We start from the raw sequence: 21,867 nt of genomic DNA, 5'->3' as shown, positions 1-21,867 counted from the left end.
ACGGTCATCGGGGGCTCCCGCACGCGCGATAATGGGGCGATGGAGATGCCCGCGTGACGGAAACGACGACGTCCTCGACCGCCGCCCTGCGCAGGCTGGTCCCTCGGATCTTCTCGCGAGCGCAGCCCTCCGGAGCGGTCGACACTCTCGTGCGCACCGTGCGCATGCATCACCCCAAGAGCGATATCGCGCTCATCGAGCGGGCGTACTCCGTCGCGGAGCGCGCTCACGCCGGTCAGAAGCGCCGCAGCGGCGAGCCGTACATCACGCACCCGCTGGCCGTCGCGCAGATCCTCGCCGATCTGGGGATCGGCTCGAAGACCATCGCCGCCGCCCTCCTCCACGACACCGTGGAGGACACCGACTACCAGCTCGACGAGCTGCGGGCCGACTTCGGCGACGAGGTCGCCATGCTCGTCGACGGCGTGACCAAGCTCGACAAGGTCAAGTACGGCGACAGCGCGCAGGCCGAGACCGTCCGCAAGATGATCGTCGCGATGTCGAAGGACATCCGCGTCCTCATCATCAAGCTCGCCGACCGGCTTCACAACGCTCGCACCTGGGGATTCGTGCCCGCAGAGTCCGCCTCGAGGAAGGCCACCGAGACCCTCGAGATCTACGCGCCCCTGGCGCATCGTCTGGGCATCCAGGCGATCAAGTGGGAGCTTGAGGACCTCTCGTTCGCGGTGCTCTATCCGAAGATCTACAACGAGATCGAGAGCCTGGTGAAGCGGCGCACCCCGCAGCGCGAGGAGTTCGTCCAGAACGTCATCGACCTCATCAGCGAGGATCTGCGCGTCGGTAGGATCCGGGGCCGCGTCGTCGGCCGGCCCAAGCAGTACTACTCGATCTACCAGAAGATGGTCGTCCGCGGTCGCGAGTTCGACGAGATCTACGACCTGGTGGGTATCCGCGTACTCGTCAACTCCGTGCGCGACTGTTACGCCGTCCTCGGCTCGATCCACGCGCGCTGGACGCCGATGCCCGGCCGCTTCAAGGACTACATCGCGACTCCGAAGTTCAACCTCTACCAGTCGCTGCACACGACCGTCGTCGGCCCGAAGGGTCGCGCGGTCGAGATCCAGATCCGCACCAACGAGATGCATCAGCACGCCGAGTTCGGCATCGCGGCGCACTGGAAGTACAAGGAGCAGATGGCCACCGGAAAGGTGCCCTCCTCCGGTTCCCACGACACCGATCTCGCCTGGCTCGCCCACCTCTCGGACTGGCAGTCCGAGACGACGGACCCGAACGAATTCCTCGACTCCCTCCGCTTCGAGATCGGCGCCAAGGAGGTCTACGTCTTCACGCCCAAGGGCCGTGTGATCGGTTTGCCGACGGGAGCGACACCGGTCGACTTCGCCTACGCCGTGCACACCGAGGTCGGCCACCGGACGATGGGCGCGAAGGTCAACGGGCGCCTCGTTCCGCTCGAGTCGACGCTCACGACCGGCGACGTCGTCGAGGTCTTCACCTCGAAGAACCCGGACTCTGGCCCGAGCCAGGACTGGCTCAACTTCGTGCAGAGCCCCCGCGCGCGCAACAAGATCCGTCAGTGGTTCACGAAGGAGCGGCGCGACGAGGCGATCGAGCAGGGCAAAGACTCGATCGCGCGAGCGATGCGCAAGCAGAACTTGCCGCTGCAGAAGCTCATGAGCCAGGACACCTTCACCGAGGTGGCGAGCCAGCTGCGGTACAACGACGTCGAGGCACTCTACGCCGCGGTCGGCGAGGGGCACGTCTCGACGCAGTCGGTGCTCGAGAAGGTCGTCTCCTCCATCCAGGGCGATCCTGAGTCGGACGAGAACGAGGTCACCCTCCCGCGGGCACCGCGCCTCCGCAGCCGCAGCAGCGAGTCCGGCGTCCTCGTGAAGGGCGCTCCCGACATCCTGGTGAAGCTCGCCAAGTGCTGCACTCCGGTGCCGGGTGACCAGATCGTCGGGTTCGTCACCCGCGGTGCCGGCGTCTCGGTGCATCAGGCGAGCTGCCACAACGTGCAGGATCTGCTCAAGGAACCCGAGCGGATCGTCGACGTCGAGTGGGCGCCCTCGTCGAAGAGCATCTTCCTGGTGCAGATCCAGGTCGAGGCCCTCGACCGCTCGGGTCTGCTGAGCGACGTCACGCGTGTCCTCTCGGAGCATCACGTGAACATTCTCTCGGCGACGGTCTCGACCTCGAGCGACCGCCTGGCGATCAGTCGCTTCGTCTTCGAGATGGGCGACACCACCCACCTCGACCGCGTGCTCAACGCGGTGCGGAGGATTGACGCCGTCTACGACGTCTACCGGGTCAGCGCGGGCTGAGGCGGTCGGCGGAGCCAGGGCCGCACGGAGGCGTTGCTCGGCTTGACGGCGGCCGGCGATCGGCGTGCCCGTGGCGAGGTGGGTGAGCGCCTGCTCGAGGCCGACCCCGGTCGCCTCGGCCGTGGCGCGGAGATGACGGGCATCGTCCGCGGTGCGTGCCAAGTCGATCAGGGTGCGCACGGGCGACGTGACCAGTGCGCCCCCAAGCGACACCACATCGCCCTCACCGAGCTGCACCTCGTGCAGGCGCAACCGCCCGCGGAGGGGCGGGAGCAGCCGGGGCCGCCGGCCGAGCGAGGCACTGTGCACGGCGGGCGGAACGGCAAGAGCCCCGTGCACCCAGGCCGCGGTGAGCCGATCGGCGACGGTGCCGGGCGGCAGGAGTGCGCGCAACGAGGAGAGGCGCTCGGCCGGCCCGAGCGGCAGATCGATGACGAGGAAGCCCTCGTCGAGAGCGATCAGCTCGCCGTCGAGACGAGCGGCGCAGAGCTCAGCCAGGGGGAAGTCACCGGGAACGAGAACGGAGGGGAGTCGCGTCATGCGGCCATCGTGGCCGACGCGATTCCCCTCCGGGGCGTGCTCAGTGGATCTGTGGACAGTGGGCCCCTGGGGAGGGGGCTCGCTCAGCCGAGCGCGTCGAGCCAGACCTTGCGCGCGTCGAGCGCCTCCTGGGCCTGCGCGATGGCCGCTGCATCTCCGCGGGCAGTCGCCTCATCGAGCTCGTCCTGCAGCTTCTGGATCGCGGCGGTGAGCTGCGACGCCAGGCCCTCTGAGCGTGCCTTGCGCTCGGGGTTGCTGCGGTTCCAGTGCTCCTCATCGAGCTTGCGTACGTGCGCCTCGACCTTGCGGAGGCGGTCCTCGACGGTGCGCACCTGCTCGCGCGGGACGCGACCGATCGCATCCCAGCGCTCCTGGATCGAGAGGAGCACGCGCTTGGCCTTCTCGCGGTCCGTCTCCTCGAGCAGCGGCTCCGCCTCCTCCAGGAGGGCGAGCTTTGTGTCGAGGTTCTCGGTGTACTCGACGCTCTCCTGCGCCACGATCTCGGCCTTGGCGCCGTAGATCGCGTCTCCCGCCGCCTTGAACCTCGCCCACAGAGCGTCGTCGAACCTCTTGCCCGCGCGTCCTGCGACCCGCCAGCGATCGAGCAGCGCCCGGTAGTCGGGGATCGCGTCGGCACCCTTGGCCACGAGAGCCTCCGCCTGGTCGATCAGCGACTGCTTGGCCTGCTTGGCCTCGCGGTGCGCCGAGTCGAGATCGGCGAAGAACGCCTTGCGGTTCTGCTCGATGGTCGTCCGAGCGCTGCGGAAGCGGCGCCAGAGCTCATTGGCCTCGTTCTTGGGCAGGCGCGGACCCTGCTGCTGATGGTTCTGCCAGCGCGCGAAGAGCTCGTCGATTGCCGCGCTCGCCTGCTTCCACTGCGTCTTGGCGGGGTCGACGGAGGCGAGCGCCTCGGCCTCGGCCACGATCGCCTCGCGGTAGGCGAGCGCCTCGGCCAGGGCGGCCTTGCTCTCGGCGGCCTGCTGCTCGGTCAGATCCTCGACCGAGCCGCCCAGTGCGCTGATGCGCGACTGAAGTGCCTCCAGATCGCCGACCGCGTGGGCCTCGGCGATCGAGGCCGAAAGCGAGTGGACGGCGCGTGCGACGTCGCCCGCTGGCGCGCCGCGCTGGGCGCGCTGCTCGAGCAGTGAGACCTGCCCGGCGAGCTCGGTGTACTTGCGCTCGTAATAGGCGAGCGCCTCTTCGGGAGTCGCATCGGGGTACTGGCCGACCTCGCGCTCCCCGTCGCCGACGCGAACGTAGACCGTCCCGTCGTCGCCGACCCGTCCCCACGGCTGCTGGTCACTCATCGCTCGGAGCCTCACCTTGCTGTTCGATGTCGTGCTATTCGGTGCCGGGCGGTCCTCGTCCGGCCCCGATCATTCGGTGCCCGCTGTTCCGTCGGCCGGTTCGGCGCGACGGCGGGAGCCGAAGACCGCGCTCGGCCGCGAACGGGCAGTGACGATCAGCCTATTGCACTCCCCGCCCGGGCGGTTCGTGCCGGCCGAGCGGCGGCTCGGGTGCGACGGCTCCGCGGGGTCGCTCGGCTGTCTCCCGTCACGACCCCGACAGCGCGGCCGTGACGGGCGATCGTCACTGCAGCGTGAAGGACGAGATCTTCACGGGCTCGGCGGGCGCGCCGTCTCCTGAACCGTCGGCCGTGCCCTTCGAGACGACATCGCTGATCAGCGAGTCGAGGCCCGAGGTGACCTGACCGACGACGGTGTAGCCGCCGGCGGCATCGGCGGGGAGCGTCGTGTCTTGGTAGACGATGAAGAACTGGCTGCCCTGGCTGTAGCCGTTGCCCGACTGCCGTGCCATTGCGATGGTCCCCGCGGGGTAGACGCCGTCGGCCGGCGCGTTCTCGACGGGACCGTAGCTGTAGCCGGGGCCGCCGGTGCCGTCGCCGTTGGGGTCGCCGCACTGGAGCACGTAGAGACCCTGGGTCGTGAGGCGGTGGCACGCGAGGCCGTCGTAGAAGCCGGCCTTCGCGAGCGAGAGGACGACAGAGGTGGCCTGCGGGGCTGCCGCGCCGTCGAGCGTGACGCCGAGCGCGTCGCTTCCGACAGTCAGAGTGCCCGTCCAGTCGCGGCCCTCCGCGGTGTCGCTCGAGGGGACGTCGCCCGTGTTGGCGCCGGTCGCGGCGGGCGTGGGCGAGGCGGTGTCGCTCGCGGTGGGTGCCGCCTCCGGAGTGCCCGGCCCGCCCGAGAAGTAGAAGAGCTGGGCGAGGACGGCCAGAGTGATGACGACCACTCCGACGACGACCGCGATCACGTTGTCGCGGACGCGGCGCCTCACCTGCGAGCGGTGCAGACTCTGGCGGGCCTGGTAGGCACGGAGGCGGGTGCGCGCCTCGCGATCATTCGACTTGCCCTGGGCCACGTGTTCCTCCGCCGTCTCGCCTCGCGCCATGGCGCGTCGGCCCGCGGTCGCAGGCCGCGTGAAGCCTACGAGACTCGCTCCTGGCGGAACAAACGCCGCTCCGCAGCCGCAGCCTCCTGGAGTGTCGGACCCCGTCGTTACGCTGGTCGCATGACCATGCAGCAGGCCGGGCTCCGCTCGGGGGCGACGCCTCTCGCCGTCCGGATGCGCCCGCGCGGCCTCGAGGAGGTCGCGGGGCAGCGACACCTGCTCACCCCCGGTTCGCCGCTCGTGGCCCTCGCGGCCGACACGACGGGCGAGCGCGGAGCGGTCTCGGTGATCCTCTGGGGGCCGCCCGGCACGGGGAAGACGACGCTCGCCCAGGCGGTCGCCCATTCGAGCGGGCGGCGCTTCGTCGAGCTCTCGGCCGTGACGGCGGGCGTCAAAGACGTCCGTCAGGTGATGGAGGAGGCGCTGTCGACGCGCGACCTCTACGGCACCTCCACGGTGCTGTTCCTCGACGAGATCCATCGTTTCACGAAGGCGCAGCAAGATGCGCTGCTGCCCGGAGTCGAGAACGGCTGGGTCATCCTCATCGCGGCGACGACCGAGAACCCGTCCTTCTCGGTCATCGCGCCGCTGCTCTCGCGCTCCCTCCTCCTGACGCTCGAGCCGCTCGGCGACGAGGATCTCGGGATGCTCGTCGATCGCGCGCTGCATGACGAGCGGGGCCTGCGCGACTCCGTCGTGCTCGACGCGGAGGCGCGGGCGAGCATCGTGCGGCTCGCGTCCGGCGATGCTCGCCGAGCACTCACCGCGCTCGAGGCCGCGGCGACGTCGGCGAGGTCGGAGGCGCGTGAGGCCGACCGGGTCGCGCGTGCCTCCGCCGACGCGGGCACCGGCGAGGAGGCCGACGAGGAGCAGGAGTCCGCCGAGCCCGGGCTTCCCGTGGTCACCGTCGAGGTCGTCGCGCGCGCCGTGGACCGCGCGCTCCTGCGCTACGACCGCAACGGCGACGAGCACTACGACGTCATCAGCGCGTTCATCAAGTCAATCCGCGGTTCGGACGTCGACGCGGCGCTGCACTACCTCGCGCGCATGATCGAGGCGGGCGAGGATCCGCGCTTCATCGCCCGCCGCATCATCGTCTCGGCGTCGGAGGACATCGGTATGGCCGACCCGCAGGCGCTCGTCGTCGCCATCGCCGCCGCTGATGCGGTCCAGCTCATCGGGATGCCGGAGGGGCGCATCCCCCTGGCGCAAGCGGTCGTGCACCTCGCCACCGCGCCCAAGTCCAACGCCTCCTACGCGGCGATCGATGCGGCGATCGCCGACGTGCGCGCGGGAAAGGCGGGCCGCGTGCCCGCGCACCTGCGCGACGCGCACTACCCGGGGGCCAAGCGCCTGGGGCATGGCAAGGGCTACCGCTACCCGCACGACGCCGAGCTCGGAGTGCTCGAGCAGCAATACTTGCCCGACTCGCTGCGCGATGCGCGCTACTACTCGCCGACCGAGCACGGAAACGAGCGCGACGTCTCGGCGCGGCTCGCGAAGCTGCTCCGGATCGTCCGCGGATCGCGAGGATGACGGTGGGCCCGTGGCCTGATAGTCTTACGAGGTTGCCCACCGCTCTGTAGCCGAGTGACGCAGCGCATCCCTCTGAATCGCGCAGTTCGCCACTGCGGTCACCCTTCCCTCGCACCCGCGAGCGGACACGACCGCGGCGCCCGCCCTCCTCCCGGAGTGGCGGACGAGAGCTGCGACCGAACCTCTCAGACCTTGGAAGGACCACAGTGTCGACCACGTCCCGTACCCGTTCGAAGACGCGCCTCTCGCGCGCCCTCGGCATTCCCCTGACCCCGAAGGCCGCGCGCTACCTCGAGAAGCGCCCCTACGCCCCCGGCGAGCACGGCCGCTCGAAGCGCAAGGCCGACTCCGACTACGCGGTCCGCCTGCGTGAGAAGCAGCGTCTGCGTGCCCAGTACGGCATCCGCGAGAAGCAGCTGCGCATCGCCTTCCAGGAGGCGCGCCGCACCCAGGGCCTGACCGGTGAGAACCTGGTCGAGCTCCTCGAGATGCGCCTCGACGCGCTCGTCCTGCGCTCGGGCTTCGCCCGCACCACCGCGCAGGCGCGCCAGTTCGTCACGCACCGCCACATCATGGTCGACGGCAAGACGGTCGACCGCCCCTCGTTCCGCGTCAAGCCCGGTCAGGTCATCCACGTGAAGACCCGCTCCGAGGGCACCGAGCCCTTCCAGGTCGCGGCCGCCGGTGGACACGTCGACGTGCTCCCCAAGACCCCGGGCTACCTCGAGGTCGAGATCGACAAGCTCCAGGCGACGCTCGTGCGTCGCCCGAAGCGTGCAGAGGTCCCCGTGACCTGCGAAGTCCAGCTCGTCGTCGAGTACTACGCGGCTCGCTGATCCATTTCTGACGCGGTCACGACCGCTCAGCACAGAAGGCCCCGGCACTGCGCCGGGGCCTTCTGTGCATCCTGGGCACTGCCGGACGTCACCCTCACGGCTCCTCGCCGCGGGCAAGCGATCCGATGCATCGGGAGTGTCCCCCCGAGTCGTTCTCGGACTCTCCTGCCGTCTCGCCGACCATCGTCGTCAGCGCCATCGCGACGGGTGCCATCGCGGCGTGGACCATCGACGCCGGCCGCGGAGAGGGGAGGGATCATGTCGATCGCGCGAGCATCCGGCCTCACGGCCTTCCTCATCGGCGCCGTTCTCAGCGTCATGACTCTCGTGATCGGGCAGCCCGCTTTCTCCGGTGTGTTCGCCGTCATCGCACGCCTCGCCTCGATGGCGGTCGTCGGGCCGAAGCGGACGCCGTCACGCACGAAGCAGACCGCAGGCACGGACGGGGTCTGGACCTAAAATGTCGGCCCGGCCCGTCGCTTGCCCGCCTCGCAGCCTCCGCTCCTCGTCCTCACGACGCCCGCCGCCGCGTCGCTAGGCTGGAGTGCCGCACCGGGCGGCGTCGAACGGAGGTCACCGTGACCGGTGGAGACATCGCAGGGCTCATCGCCGCGGGGGTGTTCGCGATCCTGGTCGCGATCGCCGCGATCCCGCTCTGGAAGCTCGGACGCGTCTTCGACAGCACAAGCGCCGCGATCAAGCAGGCCAGCGACGGCCTGACCCCGATCCTCGACGAGTCGGCGTCGACCCTCCGCGAGGCGAACCAGCAGCTCGCCCGGGTCGACACGATCACGAAGGACGTCGCCGAGGTCACCGGCAACGTCAATGCGCTCGTCGCACTCACCGCGGCGACGGTGGGCGGCCCCCTCATCAAGCTCGCAGGCTTCACCGCGGGCGTGCGCGCCGTGCTCGTCGCCGGCCGCGCGAACGGCAGCGGCGGGCGCGCAACGCGCCCCTCCACTCGGACCCGCAGGCGCTCCTCGAAGTAGCGGCGGCATCGCGCCCTACAATCGAGAGGGCCGTCGCGCCCCTCGCACCGCGTGGAAGGAACCCTCCGTGAAGAACCTCGCCCTCATCGTCGTCGGGATCGGTCTCGGTTTCGCCCTCGCCCATCAGGTGTCGCGCACCCCGGCCGGAGCGCGCTTCTTCGAGGACATCAACCGCACGGCCCGGGAGCTCGGCGACGCCGTCTCCGAGGGGTACCACCAGCGCGAGGCTGAGCTGAAGGCCGCCATCGGCGAGGGCTGACGCCCCGCCGCCCGACATCCGCGTCGTCACCGACCGAACACGTAACGGAACCCATGCAGACCGCCGACATCCGCACCCGCTGGCTCGACTTCTTCGGAAGCCGCGGCCATACCGTGGTGCCCTCCGCCTCCCTCGTGAGCGAGGACCCGAGCCTTCTCTTCACCGTCGCCGGCATGGTGCCCTTCGTGCCCTACCTCACCGGAGTCGTCCCCGCGCCGTATCCGCGCGCCACGAGCGTGCAGAAGTGCATCCGCACGAACGACATCGAAGAGGTCGGCAAGACCCCCCGCCACGGCACGTTCTTCCAGATGAACGGCAACTTCTCGTTCGGCGACTACTTCAAGGAGGGAGCGATCGGCTACGCGTGGGAGCTCCTCACGGGCGCCGAGCGCGACGGCGGCCTGGGCTTCGACGAGAAGGACCTCTGGGTCACCGTCTACAAGGACGACGACGAGGCGATCGCACTCTGGAAGAAGATCGCCGGCCTGCCCGACCATCGCATCCAGCGCCTCGACAAGGACACCAACTACTGGTCGACGGGCCAGCCCGGGCCTGCCGGCCCCTGCTCCGAGATCTTCTTCGACCGCGGCCCCGCCTACGGCATCGACGGCGGCCCGGCCACGGACGATGATCGCTACGTCGAGATCTGGAACCTCGTCTTCATGCAGTACCTCCGCGGCGAGGGCACGAGCAAGGTCGACTTCGACATCCTCGGCGAGCTGCCGCGCAAGAACATCGACACCGGCATGGGGCTCGAGCGCGTCGCATTCCTCAAGCAGGGCGTCGAGAACATGTACGAGATCGATCAGGTGCGTCCGGTCCTCGACCGGGCGGCGGAGCTCTCGGGTCGCCGCTACGGCGCCGTGCACGAGGACGACGTGCGGATGCGCGTCATCGCCGACCACGTGCGCTCCTCTCTCATGCTGCTGTCGGACGGCGTCACTCCGTCGAACGAGGGTCGGGGCTACATCCTGCGCCGCCTCATGCGCCGCACGGTGCGCGCGATGCGCCTGCTCGGGGTGGATGCCGCGACGTTCCCCGAGCTGTTCACGGCCTCCCGCGACGCCATGTCGGCTGCCTACCCCGAGGTGGCGGTCGAGTTCGATCGGCTCTCGACGAGCGCCTACGGCGAAGAGGAGGCGTTCCTGCGCACTCTCGCCGCCGGCACCGAGATTCTCGACCTCGCGGTGCACAAGACGCAGAGGGCGGGGGTGGACACCCTCCCGGGAGACACCGCGTTCCTCCTGCACGACACCTTCGGCTTCCCGATCGACCTCACCCTCGAGATCGCCGAGGAGTCGGGGCTCGCCGTCGACCGCAGCGCATTCGACTCCCTGATGTCCGCGCAGCGCTCGCGGGCGAAGGCCGACGCGAAGTCCAAGAAGTCGGCGCTGGCCGACCTCTCGGTGTACGCCGACTTCCGTGCGCGCGGCGAGACCCTCTTCACCGGCTACGACGTGCTCGATACCGAGTCGCGCATCGTGGGCCTCATCGTGGGCGGCCACTCCGTGACGAAGGCGGTCGCCGGCGACATCGCCGAGGTGATCCTCGAGGCCACATCGCTCTACGCCGAATCGGGCGGCCAGGAGGCGGACGCCGGTCGCATCACCGGCTCCGGCTTCGACCTCGAGGTCCTCGACGTGCAGAAGCCCGTCAAGGGGCTCGTCAGCCACACGGTGCAGGTCGCCAGCGGTGAGGTGGGAGTCGGAGACGCCGCCACCTCGGTCGTCGATCGCGACTGGCGCCGCGGAGCCCGTCAGGCTCACTCGGGCACGCACCTCATCCATGCGGCGCTCCGCCAAGTGCTCGGCCCGCAGGCCCACCAGTCGGGCTCGTACAACAAGGCCGGCTATCTCCGGCTCGACTTCTCGTGGAATCAGGCCCTCTCGCCTGAGACCCGCAGCGAGATCGAGGACATCGCGAATACCGCGATCCGTGACAACCTCGAGGTCGTCACGCGCGAGCTCCCGCTCGACGAGGCGAAGGCTCTCGGCGCGATGGCGCTCTTCGGCGAGAAGTACGGCGAAGTCGTGCGCGTCGTCGACATCGGCGGCCCGTGGTCGCGCGAGCTGTGCGCCGGGACGCACGTCGACCGCTCCTCCGAGGTCGGGCTCATCAGCCTGGTCAGCGAGTCGTCCGTCGGTTCGACGAACCGCCGTGTGGAGTCGCTCGTGGGTCGGGAGGCGTTCCAGGACCTCGCGGCCGAGCGTGCCCTGGTCAGCACGATCTCCTCGTCGCTGAAGACCCCGCGCGAGCAGCTCCCGGAGCGCATCGCCGAGCTTGTCGCGAACCTGAAGGCGGCCGAAAAGAAGCTCGCCGCCTTCGAGGCGCGCGCGCTGGCCGATCGTGTCCCCGCGATCGCGGCACAGCGTCGGACGATCGGCGGCGTCACCGTCGTCGCCGAGAACGTCGGCACCGTGAGCTCCACCGACGAACTCCGCTCGCTGGTGACCTCGGTGCGCGAGCGCCTCGGCAACGAGGCGGCCGTCGTCGCGCTCGCGGCCGACGTCTCGGGCAAGCCCGCGGTGATCGTGGCCACGAACCAGGCCGCGCGCGATCAGGGGCGCAAGGCCGGCGCGCTGGCCAAGCGCGCCGCGGGCGTGCTCGGCGGCGGCGGAGGCGGCAAGGACGACCTCGCCCAGGGCGGCGGCTCGGATGTGTCGGCCATCGCTGCGGCGCTCGAGGCGGTCGCACAGGAAGCGGCCAGCTGAATGCAGCGGTTCGGCGTGCGCCTCGGCGTCGATGTGGGGAGGACCCGCATCGGGGTCGCCCGCTGCGACGCCGACGGGCTGCTCGCCGTCCCGATCGAGACCGTCGCCCGGGCAGAAGACTCAGCGGGTTCCTCCGACATCGCCAGGATCGCGGCCCTAGCGGCCGAGTACGATGCCCAGGCGATCATCGTGGGACTCCCGCTGTCGCTGTCGGGCGCCGAGACGGCCTCGACAGAGGACGCTCGGGAGTTCGCCGGACGACTGGCCGCCGCGGTGCCCGCCGCTCCGGTCCGGCTCGTCGACGAGAGACTCTCGACGGTGACCGCCCAGAGCGCGCTGCATCGCTCCGGACGCACCACTCGCGGCTCTCGCGCCGTGATCGACCAGGTCGCCGCCGTGGTGATCCTGCAGCACGCCATCGATTCCGAGCGTTCGAGCGGCACCCCGGCCGGCGTGCCGCTCGAACCGAACGAAGGACTCCTCCGTGACCGACGTCCCCCCGAGCCGCCGCGCCGCCCGCGCCGCCGAGTCCGAGCGGTCGACGCCGCAGAGCCCCGAGGCGAGCACCGCCTCGACTGAGCCCGGATCGACCACTCCGCACGAGTCCGATCCGTTCGGCCAGCTCTTCTCCGGGCCGGACGTCCCCGAGGCCCGTGAGCGCGGCGAAGCCCTCGCGGCGGCGCGTGCTGAGGCGGAATCCGCCTCGCGTGGCCGCCGAGGCTCCCGAGGCGCGACAAGGCGCCGCAGTCGCCGCGGGCTGATCGGCGGCCTCCTCGCGCTGGGAGTCTTCCTCGCTCTCGTGACCCTCGCCGTGGCGATCTTCTTGGATCCCGTCCGCGCGCTCTTCGCGGAGCCCGAGGCCACCGACTACACCGGGACCGGCACCTCTGACGTCGTCTTCACGATCCACGAGGGCGACGCCGGGAGCGACATCGCGAAGAACCTCGTCACGGACGGCGTCATCAAGTCGTACGACCCGTTCTACGCCCTGCTGGTCGCTCAGAGCCCCGAGCCCGTCTTCCAGCCGGGGGCCTACTCGCTCAAGGCCGAGATGAGCTCGAAGGCCGCCCTCTCGGCGCTCCTGAACCCGACCACCCGGCTTGCCAACACCTTCGTGATCCCCGAGGGGACGGCTCTCAAGGACGCCCTGCCCCTCATCGCCGACGGCAGCGGAGTGGCGCTCTCCGATCTCGAAGCGGCGGCGGCCGACTACGGCTCCTTCGGCTTGCCCGCGGAGGCGACGAGCCTCGAGGGCTTCCTGTTCCCGGCCACTTATGACATCAATGACGGGACGTCGGCGCACGACATCCTCCAGACCCTCGTGACCCGCACCTACCAGTCGCTCGACACAGCCGGGGTGCCCGTCGAGAACCGCTATCGGACGATCGTGTTCGCCTCGCTCGTCCAGCGGGAGGCTCGCGTGGCCGAGGACTTCCCGAAGGTCGCGCGGGTGTTCCAGAACCGTCTCGACCAGGGCATGCGACTGCAGTCGGACGCGACCGTCGCCTACGGCACGGGGGCGACCGATCGCGTGACGACGACCGACGCCGAGCGGGACGACGCGAGCAATCCCTACAACACCTATCAGCACGACGGCCTCCCACCCGGTCCCATCTCGAACCCCGGGGACGTCGCGATCGACGCGGTGTTGCATCCGGCGGACGGCACGTGGCTGTACTTCGTGACGGTGAACCTCGAGACCGGCGAGACGGTCTACTCGACCACCGACGCCGAGCACAACGCCGCGGTCGCCCAGTGGCAGGCGTGGATGCGGGACCACCCGGAGTACCAGTGACGTCGGGCAGCCGTCGCCTCGCGGTCCTCGGCTCGCCGATCGCGCACTCGAAGTCGCCCGCCCTGCACGCGGCCGCCTATCGGGTGCTCGGTCTCGACTGGAGCTACACCGCGGTCGAGACGACGAAGGCGACGCTCGCCGCCGTCATCGCCGACCCGAGCGCGCGGTGGCACGGTCTCTCGCTGACCATGCCGCTCAAGCACGCGGTGCGGCCCCTGCTCGATGAGGAGGACGTCATCGCGCGCGCGACCGGCGCGGTGAACACGCTCCTGATCGACCGCGACGGAGGAGACCTGCGGCTGCGCGGCTTCAACACCGATGTGGCCGGCATCGTGAGAGCGCTGTCGGAGGCGGGCATCGCCTCGGTCGAGCGGGTCGAGATACTGGGAGGGGGAGCGACCGCCGCCTCCGCCGTCGCGGCGGCCGCCCAGCTGGGAGCCGCGCAGGTCTCGGCCGTGGTCCGCAGCCCCGAGCGTGCGGCGCCGCTCGCCTCGGTCGCGGCGGCCCTCGGCGTCGCGCTCGAGGTGCGTCCCTTCGCCCGCTGGGGCGAGCTGCCGCTCGCGCCCCTCGTGATCTCGACCCTCCCCGGGGGATCGGCGGCGACGCTCGCGGTGCCACCCCAGGTGGCCTCCTCTTCGACGCTCTTCGACGTCGCGTACGCGCCGTGGCCGAGCAGTCTCGCTCTGCGCTGGTCGGCTGTCGGCTCGCCCGTGGTCTCGGGCTTCGGGATGCTGCTGCACCAGGCGCTGGTGCAGGTGCGTGTGTTCGTCGGTGGCGACCCGACCGTGCCGCTGCCGTCCGAGGACGAGGTGCTCGCCGCGATGCGCGCGATCGTCCCTCCGGCCGACGCGGTCTGAGAGCCCGCCCGGAGCGTCCGTCAGAATCCGTGTGCCAGAATCGTGGGATGCTCCGTTGGCTCACGGCCGGGGAATCCCACGGTCCCGAACTCGTCGCCGTCCTCGAAGGACTTCCGGCGGGCGTCACCGTCTCCCTCGACGACGTCCGCACCGACCTGGCTCGGCGCAAGCTCGGCTACGGTCGCGGTGCCCGGATGAACTTCGAGCAGGACGAGCTCACCATCTCGTCCGGAATCCGCCACGGCGCCACGATGGGGAGCCCCATCGCGCTGCGCATCGGCAACACGGAGTGGCCGCGCTGGGTCGACGTGATGTCGGCCGAGCCCCGCGACCCTGAGAGGCTGCCCAAGGGACGCGGTGCCGCTCTCACCCGTCCGCGCCCGGGACACGCCGACCTGGTCGGCATGCAGAAGTACGGATTCGCAGAGTCGCGCAATGTGCTCGAGCGCGCCTCTGCTCGCGAGACGGCGGCCCGCGTCGCGCTCGGGGCGCTCGCCCGCCGCTTCCTCGCCGAGCTGGGTATCACTCTCGTCAGCCACACTCTCGCCATCGGACCGGTCCGCGTCCCCGAGGGCGCCCCTCTGCCGCTCCCGGGCGACGTCGACTCGCTCGATGCCGACCCGCTGCGCTGCCACGACGCCGTGACGAGCGCCCTCATGGTCGCCGAGGTGGATCGCGCCCACGAGGACGGCGACACCCTCGGCGGCGTCGTCGAGGTCCTGGCCTACGGCCTCCCGCCCGGGCTCGGCTCCTACGTGCACTGGGACCGCCGTCTCGACGCGCAGCTCGCCGCCGCGCTGATGGGCATCCAGGCGATCAAGGGCGTGGAGGTCGGCGACGGGTTCCTGACCACCACGCGACGCGGCTCCGAGGCGCACGACGAGCTGTTCCAGGGCGCGGGAGGCATCGCCCGCTCGAGCGATCGCGCCGGCGGCACCGAGGGCGGAATGAGCACCGGCACGGTCCTGCGGGTGCGGGCGGGAATGAAGCCCATCGCCACCGTCCCGCACGCCCTGCGCACCGTCGACGTGGCCACGGGCGAGGCTGCCGGCGCGCATCACCAGCGCTCCGACGTCTGCGCCGTGCCTGCCTCGGGAGTGGTCGCGGAGGCGATGGTCGCCCTCGTCCTCGCGAACGCCGTGCTCGAGAAGTTCGGCGGCGACAGCGTGAACGAGACGCGGCGCAACCTCCAGGGCTATCTCGCCGCGATCCCCGACGAGCTGCGCACGGTCGCCGAGAGCGACCCGGCGCTCGGACTCGCGTGATGCCGCGCCCGGCGGTGCTGCGCTGATGGCCGGTCACGATACCGACGCGACCCGCCCACGAGTCGTCTTCATCGGACCGATGGGCTCCGGCAAGACGACGATCGGCAAGCGGGTCGCGAAGGCTCTCGCGGGAGGGTTCGCCGACTCCGACGTCGAGTTCGTGCGACAGCATGGCCCGATCGCGCTCTACTTCCAGGTTCACGGCGAGGCCGCGTTCCGCCGCGAGGAGCGCCGCGTGGTCGAGCGCCTCCTCCGCCGCGACATCGTGCTGAGCCTGGGCGGGGGAGCGGTGCTCGACGAGCGCACCCGCGCCGAACTCGCCTCCGCGCCGGTCGTGCTGCTCACGACCACCGCCGAGGCCGTCGCCGGGCGACTCGGCGGAGGCGCGCGCCCGCTCGTGACGGGCGGGGTGTCGGACTGGGTGCGGATCCTCGAGGAGCGGCGCCCCGTGTACGAGGCCCTGGCCGACACCGTCGTCGACACCTCCCGGCGCCCGATCACCCTTATCGCGTCCGAGATCGCCGAGTGGGTGCGCGCCCGCGAGGCCGGCGCTCCTCGACCCCCTGCACCATCACACCCGGCGGCCGCCTCCGGCCGCCCGAGCGGAAGACAGTCATGAACGACGGCACCACCGCCCTCACCGTCAGCGGAGAGAACGGCTATGACATCCACGTCGGCCGTGGCCTCCTCGACGGGCTCGCCGACGCGATCGGGCCGCGCGCGGCCAAGGTGCTGATCGTGCACCCGCCGACTCTGGCGGTGCTCGCGGCACAGATCCGCGAGAGCCTCCTCGAGCGCTACGAGGTGCTGCTCGCCGAGGTGCCCGACGCGGAGGCGGCGAAGCGCGTCGAGGTCGCAGCCTTCTGCTGGCAGGTCATGGGGCAGAGCGACTTCACCCGCACGGATGTGGTCGTGGGCTTTGGAGGCGGTGCGATCACCGACCTCGCCGGCTTCGTCGCGGCGACCTGGCTCCGCGGAGTCGACCTCGTGCAGGTGCCGACGACCGTGCTCGGGATGGTGGACGCGGCCGTGGGCGGCAAGACCGGCATCAACACCGCCGAGGGCAAGAACCTCGTCGGGGCCTTCCACGCGCCGCGCGCGGTCGTGGCTGACCTCGACGTGCTCACGAGCCTCCCGCGTAACGAGATCCTCGCCGGCTTCGGCGAGATCGTGAAGTACGGCTTCATCGCCGAGCCCGAGATTCTCGACATCATCGAGTCCGACGTCGACCTCGCGACCGACCCCACCTCGCAGGAGTTCCGCCGACTGGTCGAGCTCTCGATCGGGATCAAGGCGCGCGTCGTGGGCGAGGACTTCACCGAGCAGGGCGTCCGCGAGATCCTGAACTACGGCCATACCCTCGGTCACGCGATCGAGCATGCCGAGCGCTACCAGTGGCGGCACGGCGCGGCGATCTCGGTCGGCATGGTCTTCGCCGCGGAGCTCTCGCGGCTCACCGGCTCGCTGAGCGACGCCGCCGTCGATCGCCATCGCAGCGTGCTCGAGTCGCTCACGCTGCCGACGAGCTACCCGCTCGGCCGCTGGGAGACGCTGCTGGCCGCGATGCAGCGCGACAAGAAGTCCCGCGCGGGCATCCTCCGTTTCGTGGTGCTCGACGACATCGCGCGTCCGAGCATCCTGCAGGGGCCGGAGACGTCGCTGCTGTTCGCGGCGTACCAGGAGATCGGGGCGTAGCGAGCGCCGGCAGGCCGCCCTCGGCCCCATCGAGCTCTTCGACTACACTCGATGGGTCAGCCGTACCGGCCGATATCGCCGCGCCCGCGTACCGGGCTCGCCGGCGCAGACTTCCACCGAAACGGATCCCCCTTCGCATGGCCTCTACCACCGACATCAAGAACGGCACCGTCCTCAACATCGACGGTCAGCTCTGGAACGTCATCGACTTCCAGCACGTGAAGCCGGGCAAGGGCGGCGCCTTCGTCCGTACCAAGATGAAGAACGTGCTCACCGGCAAGGTCGTCGACAAGACCTTCAACGCGGGCGCCAAGATCGACACGGCCAACGTCGACCGCCGCGACTTCCAGTACCTCTACCGCGACGGCGCGGACTTCGTCTTCATGGACACCGCCGACTACGACCAGATCACCGTCTCCGAGGCCGTGGTCGGCGACGCCGCCCACTTCATGCTCGAGAACCAGAACGTCACCCTCGCGCTGCACGACGGCGACCCGCTCTACATCGACCTGCCCGCCTCCGTGGTGCTCGAGATCACCTACACCGAGCCGGGCCTCCAGGGCGACCGCTCGACCGGAGGCACCAAGCCCGCGACCGTCGAGACCGGCTATCAGATCCAGGTCCCGCTGTTCCTCGAGCAGGGCACCAAGGTCAAGGTCGATACCCGCACGGGCGACTACCTCGGCCGCGTCAGCTGAGCCGGGCCACCGGTGAGCGCTCGGACGAAGGCGCGCAAGCGCGCCCTCGACATCCTGTACAACGCCGACGTGCGGCAGATCCCGATCGCGCAATCGCTGCGCGCCGAGGCAGAGCGCGCCGCCCACGAACCCGCCCGTGAAGCCTCGTGGCTGTATGCCCGCGAGATCGTGGACGGCGTGATCGACCACTCGGAAGAGATCGACGCCCTCATCGCGCGACTCGCGAAGGGGTGGACCCTTGCGCGCATGCCGCTCGTCGACCGCGCGATCCTCCGGATCGGCGTGTGGGAGATCCTGCACAACGACGGCGTGCCCGACGGCGTCGCCATCGCGGAGGCCGTGGAGGCCGCCACCGTGCTCTCGACCGACGACTCGGCGGGCTTCATCAACGGTCTGCTCGCCTCGGTCGTGGAGTCGCGCGCGACCGCCTGAGCGCGAGGGTCCTCGTCCGCCTCCCTCTGCTGTGTGGGCATCGGCGGGCGGCTCTATACTCGACGAGGCTTTTCCTTTAACAGCCGTCCTGTGAGGCGGGGAAGGAGGTCGGTGTGACGGCACGAATCGTGCTCAACGGCGCTGACATCACGCGTGCGCTCACGCGCATCGCTCACGAGATCCTCGAGTCGAACCGCGGTCCTGCGTCGCTGGTCATCCTCGGGATTCCCACTCGAGGTGTCGTGCTCGCACGACGCCTCGCCGCGACCATCGCGCGGATCGAGCCCGACGCCTCCCCGGTCTTCGCCGGCGCGCTCGACGTGACGATGTACCGCGACGACCTGTCACGGCACCCGGTGCGCACCCCCGCGCGCACCGAGGTCCCGGCGAGCATCGACGGTCGGACCGTCGTCCTCGTCGACGACGTCCTGTTCTCGGGCCGCACCATCCGTGCAGCGCTCGATGCGCTGAGCGACATCGGCCGCCCTCGCGCCGTGAGGCTGGCCGCCCTGGTCGACCGCGGCCACCGCGAGCTGCCGATCCGGGCCGACTTCGTGGGAAAGAACCTCCCCAGCAGCCTGAGCGAGCGGATCAACGTGCGCCTGGTCGAGACCGACGGCGAGGACCTCGTCGCGATCGAGTCGAGCGAGGAGCGCCCGAGCGGGGACCGGTCGAGCGACGGAGGAACCCGATGAAGCACCTTCTCTCGACACGCGACCTCGACCGCGCGAGCGCCATCGCCCTCCTCGACGTCGCCGAGGACATGGCCGACGTGCAGAACCGAGAGGTCAAGAAACTCCCGACGCTGCGCGGGAAGACCGTGGTCAACCTCTTCTTCGAGGACTCCACCCGCACCCGCATCTCCTTCGAGGCCGCCGCCAAGCGCCTCTCGGCCGACGTCATCAACTTCAGCGCCAAGGGATCGAGCGTCTCGAAGGGCGAGAGCCTCAAGGACACCGCCCAGACCCTCGCGGCGATGGGAGCGGACGGGGTCGTCATCCGCCACAGCGCCTCCGGCGCCCCCGCCGTGCTGGCCGCGAGCGGCTGGATCGACGCCTCGATCCTCAACGCGGGCGACGGCACCCACGAGCACCCGACGCAGGCGCTTCTCGACGCCTTCACGATCCGCCGGCGGCTGCACGGCCCGAGCGCCTCTCGCGGGAAGAGCCTGGACGGCGTGGCCGTCACGATCGTCGGCGACATCCTGCACTCGAGGGTCGCCCGCTCGAACGTCTGGCTGCTGACCGTGCTCGGCGCCGAGGTGACGCTGGTGGCGCCTCCGACGCTCGTGCCGGTCGACACCGTCGAGTGGCCGGCGTCGATCCGCTTCGACCTCGACGAGGCGATCGATGCCGGCCTGCCCGACGTCGTGATGCTGCTGCGCATCCAGCTCGAGCGGATGTCGAGCGGCTTCTTCCCCAACGGGCGCGAGTACGCGCGGATCTGGGGGCTCGACGACGAACGGCTCGGCAGGCTCGGCCCCGATACCATCGTCATGCACCCCGGACCCATGAACAGAGGCGTCGAGATCTCCTCGGCGGCCGCCGACTCGAGCCGTTCCACGGTGCTCGAACAGGTCACCAACGGAGTGTCGGTCCGGATGGCCGCCCTCTACCTGCTGCTGTCCGGCGAACGAGAGGTCTACTGATGAGCGAGCGGATCCTGATCTCGGGAGCCACGCTGGCCGACGACTCCACGGCCGACGTCTTGATCGACGGCGGCGTGATCGTCGAGATCGGCACCGACGTCGACTCGAGTGGTGCGCGCGTGATCGATGCCGACGGCCTGCTCGCCCTCCCGGGCCTGGTCGACCTGCATACGCACCTGCGCGAACCGGGCTTCGAGCAGAGCGAGACGGTGCTCACCGGATCGCGCGCCGCCGCGGCGGGAGGCTTCACGGCCGTGTTCGCGATGGCCAACACCTCGCCTGTGCAAGACACCGCTGGGGTCGTCGAGCAGGTGCAAAGCCTGGGCGAGGACGCGGGCTACGCCACGGTCCGCCCGATCGGCGCGGTCACCGTGGGTCTCGCAGGGGAGTCGCTCGCCGAGCTCGGCGCGATGGCCCGCAGCCGCGCGGCGGTCCGCGTCTTCTCGGACGACGGCACGTGCGTGTCGGACGCCCTGCTGATGCGCCGCGCCCTCGAGTACGTCAAGGCCTTCGACGGAGTCGTCGCGCAGCACGCCCAGGAGCCACGGTTGACTGTCGGCGCGCAGATGAACGAAGGGGCGGTCTCGAGCGCCCTCGGGCTCCAGGGCTGGCCCGCCGTGGCCGAGGAGGCGATCATCGCCCGCGACGTGCTCCTCGCCGAGCACGTCGGGTCGCGCCTCCACGTCTGCCACGTGTCGACGGCCGGCTCCGTCGACGTCATCCGTTGGGCGAAGGCGCGCGGGATCGACGTCACGGCCGAGGTCACTCCGCACCACCTCCTCCTCGACGAGCAGCTGATCCGCGGCGACGACGAGCACGCCGGCTACGACGCCCGCTTCAAGGTCAACCCGCCGCTGCGTCGCGACGAGGACGTGCTCGCCCTGCGCGAGGCCCTCGCCGACGGCACGATCGACATCGTGGCGACCGACCACGCGCCGCACCCGGTCGAGGCGAAGGACTGCGAGTGGGACGCGGCCGCCTTCGGGATGGTCGGCCTCGAGAGCGCGCTGAGCGTCGTCCACGCGGCCGTCGTCGAGGAGGGCCGGCTCGGCTGGGGCGACGTCGCCCGCGTGCTCTCCTCCGCCCCGGCACGGATCGGCCGGCTCGACGGCTACGCGCGGGGGCTCGTGGTCGGCGCGCCCGCCAACGTGGTGCTCTACGATCCGGAGACGCGTCGTCGCTTCTCGACCGGTGAGCTGCGTGGCAAGAGCGTCAACTCGCCCTTCCTCGGTCGCGAGCTGCCCGGCCGCGTCGTCGCGACGCTGCACCGTGGCTACCCGACCGTCCTCGACGGCGAGCTCGTCGATCCCGCCACCGTCGCGGCTGCCGCGCGGAGCGCTCGTGGATAGGGCCGCGATCACCGTCGTCATCGCCGCGGTCGTCGCCCTCGTTTTCGTGGGCATGTTGCTCTCGTGGCGCGCCCGGCGCCGCCGCTCCGCCGAGCTGGTGCCGGAGGCGGTTCCCGTCGCCTCGCTCGGCGCCGAACTCGAGGCCTTCGAGCTTCCGTACGTGGCGACCACGCGCTTCGAGCAGCCGCTCGAACGGGTCGTGCTGCCGGGACTCGGCTTCCGCGGGCGCGCGACCCTCCGACTGCACGAGCGCGGCGTCGTCCTCTCGCCCGTTGGCGAGCGCGAGACCCTCATCCCCGCCGAACTCCTGCGCGGCGCGGGCCAGGGTAGCTACGTCATCGACCGCGTCGTCGAGGAGGGCGGACTGCTGGTGATCTCCTGGTCTCCGCGCGGGACCGAGACCGTCGACAGCTATCTCCGCGTCGCCGAGCCGAGCCTCCGCGAGCATCTGGTCGCCGAGCTGCGCCGCCTCGTCGGCCTCCATTCCTCCTCCCGCCCCGGAGCCGCCGACGGCGGCCCCGACACGATCCAGAAGGGCCTCTAGT

At 70.6% G+C, this 21,867-nt stretch carries 21 protein-coding genes; 19 read left to right on the top strand and 2 right to left on the bottom strand.

Annotated elements, in window-relative coordinates:
- The first annotated feature begins 53 nt into the window (after nucleotides 1–53).
- A complete protein-coding gene (locus tag ITJ45_RS07930; protein ID WP_194607936.1) occupies nucleotides 54–2,303 on the top strand; it encodes a RelA/SpoT family protein in 2,250 nt (749 codons plus the stop codon).
- Between the two features lie 623 nt (nucleotides 2,304–2,926).
- On the opposite strand, the gene ITJ45_RS07925 is transcribed toward ITJ45_RS07930, so the two are convergent.
- Nucleotides 2,927–4,150 (bottom strand): DUF349 domain-containing protein, encoded by a 1,224-nt coding sequence (locus ITJ45_RS07925; protein ID WP_194607937.1) that lies wholly within the window; start codon nucleotides 4,148–4,150, stop codon nucleotides 2,927–2,929.
- A 283-nt stretch (nucleotides 4,151–4,433) separates the two neighbouring features.
- Complete coding sequence (locus ITJ45_RS07920; protein ID WP_323742887.1) at nucleotides 4,434–5,222, bottom strand: peptidylprolyl isomerase; 789 nt, start codon at nucleotides 5,220–5,222, stop codon at nucleotides 4,434–4,436.
- A gap of 150 nt (nucleotides 5,223–5,372) precedes the next feature.
- Between ITJ45_RS07920 and ITJ45_RS07915 the strand changes: the two genes are divergently transcribed.
- The 18 genes from ITJ45_RS07915 to ITJ45_RS07830 all read left to right on the top strand — a co-directional run bounded on the left by ITJ45_RS07915 (nucleotide 5,373) and on the right by ITJ45_RS07830 (nucleotide 21,866).
- Nucleotides 5,373–6,788 (top strand): replication-associated recombination protein A, encoded by a 1,416-nt coding sequence (locus ITJ45_RS07915; protein WP_194607939.1) that lies wholly within the window; start codon nucleotides 5,373–5,375, stop codon nucleotides 6,786–6,788.
- Between the two features lie 206 nt (nucleotides 6,789–6,994).
- A complete protein-coding gene (rpsD, locus tag ITJ45_RS07910; protein WP_194607940.1) occupies nucleotides 6,995–7,624 on the top strand; it encodes a 30S ribosomal protein S4 in 630 nt (209 codons plus the stop codon).
- Nucleotides 7,625–7,882: 258 nt separating this feature from the next.
- Nucleotides 7,883–8,083, top strand: coding sequence for a hypothetical protein (locus ITJ45_RS07905; protein WP_194607941.1), 201 nt, complete (start codon nucleotides 7,883–7,885; stop codon nucleotides 8,081–8,083).
- Between the two features lie 119 nt (nucleotides 8,084–8,202).
- On the top strand, nucleotides 8,203–8,613 hold the full coding sequence (locus ITJ45_RS07900) for a DUF948 domain-containing protein (RefSeq protein WP_194607942.1): 411 nt from the start codon (nucleotides 8,203–8,205) through the stop codon (nucleotides 8,611–8,613).
- Nucleotides 8,614–8,680: 67 nt separating this feature from the next.
- Complete coding sequence (locus ITJ45_RS07895; protein WP_194607943.1) at nucleotides 8,681–8,872, top strand: Na+ dependent nucleoside transporter N-terminal domain-containing protein; 192 nt, start codon at nucleotides 8,681–8,683, stop codon at nucleotides 8,870–8,872.
- A gap of 53 nt (nucleotides 8,873–8,925) precedes the next feature.
- Nucleotides 8,926–11,583: an alanine--tRNA ligase gene (alaS, locus tag ITJ45_RS07890; protein WP_194607944.1), complete on the top strand. Its 2,658-nt coding sequence runs from the start codon at nucleotides 8,926–8,928 to the stop codon at nucleotides 11,581–11,583.
- On the top strand, nucleotides 11,584–12,162 hold the full coding sequence (gene ruvX, locus ITJ45_RS07885; RefSeq protein ID WP_194607945.1) for a Holliday junction resolvase RuvX: 579 nt from the start codon (nucleotides 11,584–11,586) through the stop codon (nucleotides 12,160–12,162).
- Nucleotides 12,068–13,378 (top strand): endolytic transglycosylase MltG, encoded by a 1,311-nt coding sequence (gene mltG / locus ITJ45_RS07880; protein WP_194607946.1) that lies wholly within the window; start codon nucleotides 12,068–12,070, stop codon nucleotides 13,376–13,378. Before ruvX ends, mltG begins: the two co-directional genes overlap by 95 nt.
- Complete coding sequence (locus ITJ45_RS07875) at nucleotides 13,375–14,235, top strand: shikimate dehydrogenase (RefSeq protein WP_323742888.1); 861 nt, start codon at nucleotides 13,375–13,377, stop codon at nucleotides 14,233–14,235. Before mltG ends, ITJ45_RS07875 begins: the two co-directional genes overlap by 4 nt.
- A gap of 47 nt (nucleotides 14,236–14,282) precedes the next feature.
- Nucleotides 14,283–15,500 carry a chorismate synthase gene (gene aroC, locus ITJ45_RS07870; RefSeq protein ID WP_194607948.1) on the top strand — a complete coding sequence of 406 codons (1,218 nt, stop codon included), beginning with the start codon at nucleotides 14,283–14,285 and terminating at the stop codon, nucleotides 15,498–15,500.
- Between the two features lie 25 nt (nucleotides 15,501–15,525).
- A complete protein-coding gene (locus ITJ45_RS07865) occupies nucleotides 15,526–16,119 on the top strand; it encodes a shikimate kinase (protein WP_194607949.1) in 594 nt (197 codons plus the stop codon).
- Complete coding sequence (gene aroB / locus ITJ45_RS07860; RefSeq protein ID WP_194607950.1) at nucleotides 16,116–17,195, top strand: 3-dehydroquinate synthase; 1,080 nt, start codon at nucleotides 16,116–16,118, stop codon at nucleotides 17,193–17,195. Before ITJ45_RS07865 ends, aroB begins: the two co-directional genes overlap by 4 nt.
- A gap of 137 nt (nucleotides 17,196–17,332) precedes the next feature.
- A complete protein-coding gene (gene efp, locus ITJ45_RS07855; RefSeq protein ID WP_194607951.1) occupies nucleotides 17,333–17,893 on the top strand; it encodes an elongation factor P in 561 nt (186 codons plus the stop codon).
- Nucleotides 17,894–17,905: 12 nt separating this feature from the next.
- Entirely contained in the window at nucleotides 17,906–18,325 is a 420-nt protein-coding gene (gene nusB / locus ITJ45_RS07850) for a transcription antitermination factor NusB (protein ID WP_194607952.1), read from the top strand.
- Nucleotides 18,326–18,438: 113 nt separating this feature from the next.
- Nucleotides 18,439–19,020 (top strand): bifunctional pyr operon transcriptional regulator/uracil phosphoribosyltransferase PyrR, encoded by a 582-nt coding sequence (pyrR, locus tag ITJ45_RS07845; protein WP_194607953.1) that lies wholly within the window; start codon nucleotides 18,439–18,441, stop codon nucleotides 19,018–19,020.
- Nucleotides 19,017–19,973 carry an aspartate carbamoyltransferase catalytic subunit gene (locus tag ITJ45_RS07840; RefSeq protein ID WP_194607954.1) on the top strand — a complete coding sequence of 319 codons (957 nt, stop codon included), beginning with the start codon at nucleotides 19,017–19,019 and terminating at the stop codon, nucleotides 19,971–19,973. The genes pyrR and ITJ45_RS07840 overlap by 4 nt, the downstream gene beginning before the upstream one ends.
- The gene (locus ITJ45_RS07835) at nucleotides 19,973–21,322 is read left to right on the top strand and encodes a dihydroorotase (RefSeq protein WP_194607955.1); all 1,350 of its coding nucleotides are present in this window, start codon (nucleotides 19,973–19,975) and stop codon (nucleotides 21,320–21,322) included. Before ITJ45_RS07840 ends, ITJ45_RS07835 begins: the two co-directional genes overlap by 1 nt.
- Nucleotides 21,315–21,866 (top strand): hypothetical protein, encoded by a 552-nt coding sequence (locus ITJ45_RS07830; protein WP_194607956.1) that lies wholly within the window; start codon nucleotides 21,315–21,317, stop codon nucleotides 21,864–21,866. Before ITJ45_RS07835 ends, ITJ45_RS07830 begins: the two co-directional genes overlap by 8 nt.
- Nucleotide 21,867 lies beyond the last annotated feature (1 nt).

The organism is Rathayibacter sp. VKM Ac-2879 (genome assembly GCF_015351245.1).
GTDB lineage: Bacteria > Actinomycetota > Actinomycetes > Actinomycetales > Microbacteriaceae > Rathayibacter.
This window is presented reverse-complemented; position numbering and strand designations above follow the sequence as displayed.

What these genes read in the sequence shown, in the direction of transcription:
- ITJ45_RS07925 (WP_194607937.1), bottom strand. Translation starts at nt 4,150, where the DNA reads ATGAGTGACCAGCAGCCGTGGGGACGGGTCGGCGACGACGGGACGGTC.
- ITJ45_RS07915 (WP_194607939.1), top strand. Translation starts at nt 5,373, where the DNA reads ATGACCATGCAGCAGGCCGGGCTCCGCTCGGGGGCGACGCCTCTCGCC.
- ITJ45_RS07905 (WP_194607941.1), top strand. Translation starts at nt 7,883, where the DNA reads ATGTCGATCGCGCGAGCATCCGGCCTCACGGCCTTCCTCATCGGCGCC.
- alaS (WP_194607944.1), top strand. Translation starts at nt 8,926, where the DNA reads ATGCAGACCGCCGACATCCGCACCCGCTGGCTCGACTTCTTCGGAAGC.
- ruvX (WP_194607945.1), top strand. Translation starts at nt 11,584, where the DNA reads ATGCAGCGGTTCGGCGTGCGCCTCGGCGTCGATGTGGGGAGGACCCGC.
- aroC (WP_194607948.1), top strand. Translation starts at nt 14,283, where the DNA reads ATGCTCCGTTGGCTCACGGCCGGGGAATCCCACGGTCCCGAACTCGTC.
- ITJ45_RS07865 (WP_194607949.1), top strand. Translation starts at nt 15,526, where the DNA reads ATGGCCGGTCACGATACCGACGCGACCCGCCCACGAGTCGTCTTCATC.
- aroB (WP_194607950.1), top strand. Translation starts at nt 16,116, where the DNA reads ATGAACGACGGCACCACCGCCCTCACCGTCAGCGGAGAGAACGGCTAT.
- efp (WP_194607951.1), top strand. Translation starts at nt 17,333, where the DNA reads ATGGCCTCTACCACCGACATCAAGAACGGCACCGTCCTCAACATCGAC.
- ITJ45_RS07840 (WP_194607954.1), top strand. Translation starts at nt 19,017, where the DNA reads ATGAAGCACCTTCTCTCGACACGCGACCTCGACCGCGCGAGCGCCATC.
- ITJ45_RS07835 (WP_194607955.1), top strand. Translation starts at nt 19,973, where the DNA reads ATGAGCGAGCGGATCCTGATCTCGGGAGCCACGCTGGCCGACGACTCC.